Origin of the sequence: Microlunatus flavus, from assembly GCF_900110855.1 — a bacterium.
In the GTDB taxonomy this organism is placed as follows: Bacteria; Actinomycetota; Actinomycetes; order Propionibacteriales; family Propionibacteriaceae; genus Microlunatus; species Microlunatus flavus.
This window is the reverse complement of the sequence record NZ_FOFA01000026.1, coordinates 1-4,416: the sequence shown is the minus strand read 5'-3', so window position 1 is coordinate 4,416 and position 4,416 is coordinate 1. Positions and strand designations below refer to the sequence as shown.

The 4,416-nt window shown below is 76.7% G+C and carries 6 protein-coding genes and 1 pseudogene; 3 read left to right on the top strand and 4 right to left on the bottom strand.

Annotation, left to right across the window (positions count from 1 at the left end; all coding sequences use genetic code 11):
• Positions 1–202 (bottom strand): annotated as a pseudogene (locus BMY04_RS22205) (hypothetical protein); the annotation flags it as partial.
• A gap of 51 nt (positions 203–253) precedes the next feature.
• On the opposite strand from BMY04_RS22205, the gene BMY04_RS22200 reads away from it, so the two are divergent.
• Positions 254–622 (top strand): DoxX family protein, encoded by a 369-nt coding sequence (locus BMY04_RS22200; protein ID WP_091187309.1) that lies wholly within the window; start codon positions 254–256, stop codon positions 620–622.
• Positions 623–770: 148 nt separating this feature from the next.
• Here BMY04_RS22200 and BMY04_RS22195 read toward each other — a convergent pair whose 3' ends face one another.
• A complete protein-coding gene (locus tag BMY04_RS22195) occupies positions 771–1,088 on the bottom strand; it encodes a hypothetical protein (RefSeq protein ID WP_091187305.1) in 318 nt (105 codons plus the stop codon).
• 70 nt (positions 1,089–1,158) lie between these two features.
• On the opposite strand from BMY04_RS22195, the gene BMY04_RS22190 reads away from it, so the two are divergent.
• Entirely contained in the window at positions 1,159–1,536 is a 378-nt protein-coding gene (locus tag BMY04_RS22190; protein ID WP_091187313.1) for an HNH endonuclease, read from the top strand.
• Between the two features lie 10 nt (positions 1,537–1,546).
• Positions 1,547–2,413 carry an NAD-dependent epimerase/dehydratase family protein gene (locus tag BMY04_RS22185; RefSeq protein WP_091187300.1) on the top strand — a complete coding sequence of 289 codons (867 nt, stop codon included), beginning with the start codon at positions 1,547–1,549 and terminating at the stop codon, positions 2,411–2,413.
• Positions 2,414–2,549: 136 nt separating this feature from the next.
• Here the strand turns inward: BMY04_RS22185 and BMY04_RS22180 are convergent, their stop codons facing one another.
• Both BMY04_RS22180 and BMY04_RS22995 read right to left on the bottom strand, forming a co-directional pair.
• Complete coding sequence (locus BMY04_RS22180) at positions 2,550–3,404, bottom strand: SDR family NAD(P)-dependent oxidoreductase (RefSeq protein ID WP_091187295.1); 855 nt, start codon at positions 3,402–3,404, stop codon at positions 2,550–2,552.
• The coding region (locus tag BMY04_RS22995) for an NAD(P)-dependent oxidoreductase (protein WP_170854286.1) at positions 3,401–4,416 on the bottom strand (1,016 nt) is incomplete at its 5' end. The genes BMY04_RS22995 and BMY04_RS22180, both read right to left, overlap by 4 nt.

Here is a 4,416-nt window from a genome sequence, read left to right as displayed (position 1 = left end):
GCCCGCGGACCTGGACGCTGCCGCGCGAGGTCAGCTGGAGCAGGCCGCTGCCGTACGCCTCCGCCAGCCGGCTCAGCGCGAGGAGCGCGCCGCTGCTGGTCTGGCCCCCGGGGACCCGGATCCGGACCATCGCCCCGTCGGCCGCCTCGTGCGGGCGGAGCACGCCGGGGCAGCGGTCGGCACGACGGGGGTCGGTGGGCATCTGGTCATCGTAGGAGCCGCTCGCGGGGTGCCGCGCTGCGAGGATGGACGGATGAGACCCGTCCGCCGGCCCACCGCCGCTCGCGCTCTGGCGGGTCTGCTGCTCCTCACGGGAACGGTCCATCTCGTCCGGCCCCACGTCTTCGACCCGGCTCTGCCGCCCTGGCTGCCGGGCAGCAAGCGGGCCTGGGCGCTGGGGTCGGGGGTCGCCGAGCTCGCCTGCGCCGGGCTCGTCGCGGCGCCACCGACCCGGCGCCTGGGCGGGCTCGCCTGCGCCGCCCTGTTCGTGGCGGTGTTCCCCGGCAACGTGCACATGGCCACGACCGCCCGTACGCCGATGGCCCGGGCCGTCACCCTCGCCCGGCTCCCGCTGCAGGTCCCGCTGGTCCTCTGGGCCCTCCGCGCTTCCCGCGAGGCCTGAGCCGCAGGTTCACCTCCCGCCGAAAGGTAGGTTGCCGCGCCGACACGCCGTGCCGTGGGCACGGCAACCTACCGCTCGGCGGAGGTTCGGGGGGGGCGGCGCCAGCGGCGCCAGCGGCGCCAGGGGTGGTGCGAGCGGTGCCGGGGGCTCACCCCTCGCGGTCGACCAGGGCCCAGCTGGCGCCGGTCGCGGCCGCGGTGACCGCGAGCACCGACGGCCAGGCGCCGATGCGCTTGGCGAGCGGGTGCGACGCGCCGAAGCCGAGGACGTAGAGCGCCGAGAGCCCCGCGGTCACGCCCGCGCCGCGCTTGGCCAGCCACGTGCGGCCGGCGTACGCACCGGCCGCGGCGAGCACGACACCGCCCAGCGGGCGGATCCCGGTCTCGCGGGCGACGGCGTAGCCGCCGAGCAGGCCGAGGGCCACGAGCGGGGCGGTGCGGACGGAGGCGGCGGGCAGCAGGGGCACGCCCCGAAGGTACGTCCCCGCGTCACGCCGCCACCGCGGCTTGCCCCCGGCACGAACGATGGAGGCCGACATGGAGCAGCCGCAGCTCGACCGCGTCCAGCGGATGGCGGCCGTGCTGGAGCGCGACGGGCCGACGTGCGCGTGGTGCGGGCGGACGTTCGAGGGCCGGGTGGTCCCGACCACCGACCACCTGGTGCCACGGGTGAAGGGCGGGCCGTCCTGGCTGGAGAACGAGGTGGCCGCCTGCCGCCGCTGCAACGGCGAGCGCGGTCACCGCGGGGCGGCCGACTGGCTCGAGGAGTGCCACCGGCGCGGCTGGCCGGCCGACGACGAGCGCGTACGCCGGGTCCTCGGCCTGCTCGAGGCGGCCATCGGGCGGCGCGGTGGGCAGCGCCGTGCCCGCGTGAACCTCGCCACCCAGGCGCGACGGCTTCGCCGGGGCGGGTAAGCAGGACGCCATGGACGTGCTTCTGACCGGGGGAACCGGCTACATCGGCTCGCGTGTGCTCGACCAGCTCCTGGAGGCCGGTCACACGGTGAGCGCCGTGGTGCGCAGCGAGAGCGCCGCGCAACGGGTCACCGACGCGGGCGCCACGCCCGCGCTGGGCGACCTGACCGACCACGCGTGGTTCACCACGCAGCTCGGCGGCGTCGACGCCGCCATCCACACCGCCTCGCCGGGCGACGCGAGCAGCCCCGACTTCGACTCGGCGGTCGTCGCCGCGGTGCGTGAGGTGTTCGGCGGGACGAGCAAGCCGTACGTGCACACGAGCGGGCTGTGGATCTACGGCAGCGGCGAGGGCCTCGACGAGGACAGCCCGCTCGACCCGCCGGCCCTGACCGCCTGGCGCCCCGCCGTCGAGCAGCAGTTGCTCGACGCCGACCTGGTCGGCTCGATCGTCGTGCCCGCGGTCGTCTACGGCTACGGCGGCGGTCTGCCGAACCTGATCGTCGACGCGCCCCGCGACGGTTCCGGGCGGCTCGTGCTCATCGGCGACGGCAGCCAGCACTGGGGCGTGGCCCACGTCGACGACGTCGCCGCCCTGTACGTCGCGGTCCTGGCCAGCGGCCAGGCGCAGGGCCGGGTCCTGGCGGTCACCGACGAGAACCCGACCGTGACCGACCTCGGCGAGGCGAACGGTTCCGACGTCGTCGGCGAGCCCGTCGAGCGCACCCGCGCCCGTCTGGGCGAGGCCTTCGCCGACGCGCTGCTGCTCGACCAGCAGTTCGGCGTGAGCCGCAGGGCGACGGCGCTGGGCTGGTCCCCGCAGGGCCCGACCCTGCTCAGCGAGCTGGGCACCGGGTCGTACGCGCAGCGCGGCTGAGCCCGGGCACCTCGACGCGGGTCCTCGGGGCCCGGGTCGTGCATTTCACGTTGTCGTGAGATGCACGTGCTCAGCCAGCTCTGCAGGGCTGGCTGAGCACGTGGAAGGTCGGCCCAGTGACGACCGACATCACAGGTCAGGCGCGCGGGACCCGCCGCGGGTCGGCGCGGGTGCCCGAGAGCCGGCCGACCAGCGTGCCGTACGAGCCCGGGAACGCTCGTACGAGCAGGTCCGGCAGCCGGGCCGTCACCCAGCCGATCAGCAGCCGCGGCCGGCGGCGCTCGACGGCCCGCAGGATCGCCTCGGCCGCGTCGGCCGGGGCGATGCGCAGCAGCCGGCTGATCCGGCGGCGGCCGACCTCGAACGACCGCGGGTCCATCCCGGACCCCACCCGGGCGTCCTCGGCGATGCGGGTGGCGACGCCGCCGGGGTGGACGACGGTGACGCCGACCCGCCCGGCGAGCTCGTGGCGCAGGGCCTCGGCGAAGCCGCGCACGCCGAACTTCGCCGTCACGTAGGGCACCTGGCCCGGCGAGGCGAAGATGCCGAAGATGCTCGACACGACGACCACGTGGGAGCCCGGGTGCGACCGCAGCACCGGCAGCAGCCCGTGGGTCAGGGAGACGACGGCGCGCAGGTTGACCTCGAGCAGCCACTCGACCTCGGCCAGCTCCAGCTCGGCCAGGTTCCCGCCGAGCGCGACGCCGGCGTTGTTCACCAGCAGCGTGGTCTCGGGGTGCTCCGTCGCAAGCCGAACGCCGAGCGCGACGGTCGCGTCGTGGTCGGAGAGGTCGGCGACCACGGTCCGCACCCGCACGGCCGGGTGCTCGCGGCCCAGGTCGTCCGCGACCCGCTCCAGCCGGTCGGCGTGCTGGTCGACCAGCACCAGGTGGCTGCCGCGGGTGGCGAGCCCGCGGGCGAGCGCCTCCCCGATCCCGCTGCCGGCGCCCGTGACGACGGCGGTGCCGCCGGCGAACGCGTACGGCCTCACGACCGGCTCCCGACCGCGCTGCTCGGGGCGTTCCCCATGCGCTCGACGCGCAGCCCCGGCGTGCTCCGTCGCCAGCGGAACGTCGCCAGCCCGTGCAGGTGGTCCTCCGGCGAGGTCCAGGGCCGGTGCACCCCCTGCTCGGGCAGCCGGCCGCGGCCGCGGTGGACGTAGCCCGCGTTCAGGTCGATCAGCGGCCGCCGCCGTGCGTGCTCGGCCGGCGGCGCCGGGTCGGGCGTGACGACGGCCAGCCCCTCGCGGCGCATCCGGCCCAGCAGCCGCGTCACCCAGTGCGCGACGAGGTCGGCCCGCAGCGTCCACGAGGCGCGGGCGTAGCCGACGGTGAAGGCCAGGTTGGGCACGCCCTCGAGCATCACGCCGGCGTACGCGAGCCGCTCGCCCAGGACGACCGGGCGGGAGTCCACCGTGACCTCCATCCCGCCGAACCCGAGCATCTCCAGCCCGGTCGCCCGGACCAGGACGTCGGCGGGCAGCTCGCGGCCCGAACCGAGCCGGACGCCCGAGGCCGTGAGCCGCTCCACCGTCGCGGTCAGGACCTCGGCGCGGCCATCGCGGACCGCGGTGAACAGCTCGCCGCGCGGCGTGATCGTCAGGCGCTGGTCCCACGGGTCGTAGCGCGCGCCGAAGGTTCCCTCGACGTCGTAGCCCTCGGGCAGGCGCTGGGCCGCCGCGCGCAGCAGGAACCGGCGGACCAGGGCGGGGCGCCGCCGGCTCGCGACGACCAGGACGTGCTGCTGCAGGAGGTGCCGGCCCCGGACGACCCGGTCGGCCAGGCCGGCGGGGACGCGGCCCTGCAGCCGTCGCGCCCAGTCGTCGCGCCGTCCCACGACGGTGACGTAGGAGGGGGAGCGCTGCAGCATGGTCACGTGCGCGCCACGCTCGGCGAGCGCCGGCACGAGGGTCACCGCCGTCGCCCCGCTGCCGAGCACGACGACGCGGCGCCCGTCGACCTCGAGGTCCTCGGGCCACTGCTGCGGATCGGCCACGACCCCCC

Bases quoted from the DNA above. Each gene is read 5' to 3' on its own strand.
- BMY04_RS22200 (WP_091187309.1), top strand. From the start codon at position 254: ATGAGACCCGTCCGCCGGCCCACCGCCGCTCGCGCTCTGGCGGGTCTG.
- BMY04_RS22190 (WP_091187313.1), top strand. From the start codon at position 1,159: ATGGAGCAGCCGCAGCTCGACCGCGTCCAGCGGATGGCGGCCGTGCTG.
- BMY04_RS22185 (WP_091187300.1), top strand. From the start codon at position 1,547: ATGGACGTGCTTCTGACCGGGGGAACCGGCTACATCGGCTCGCGTGTG.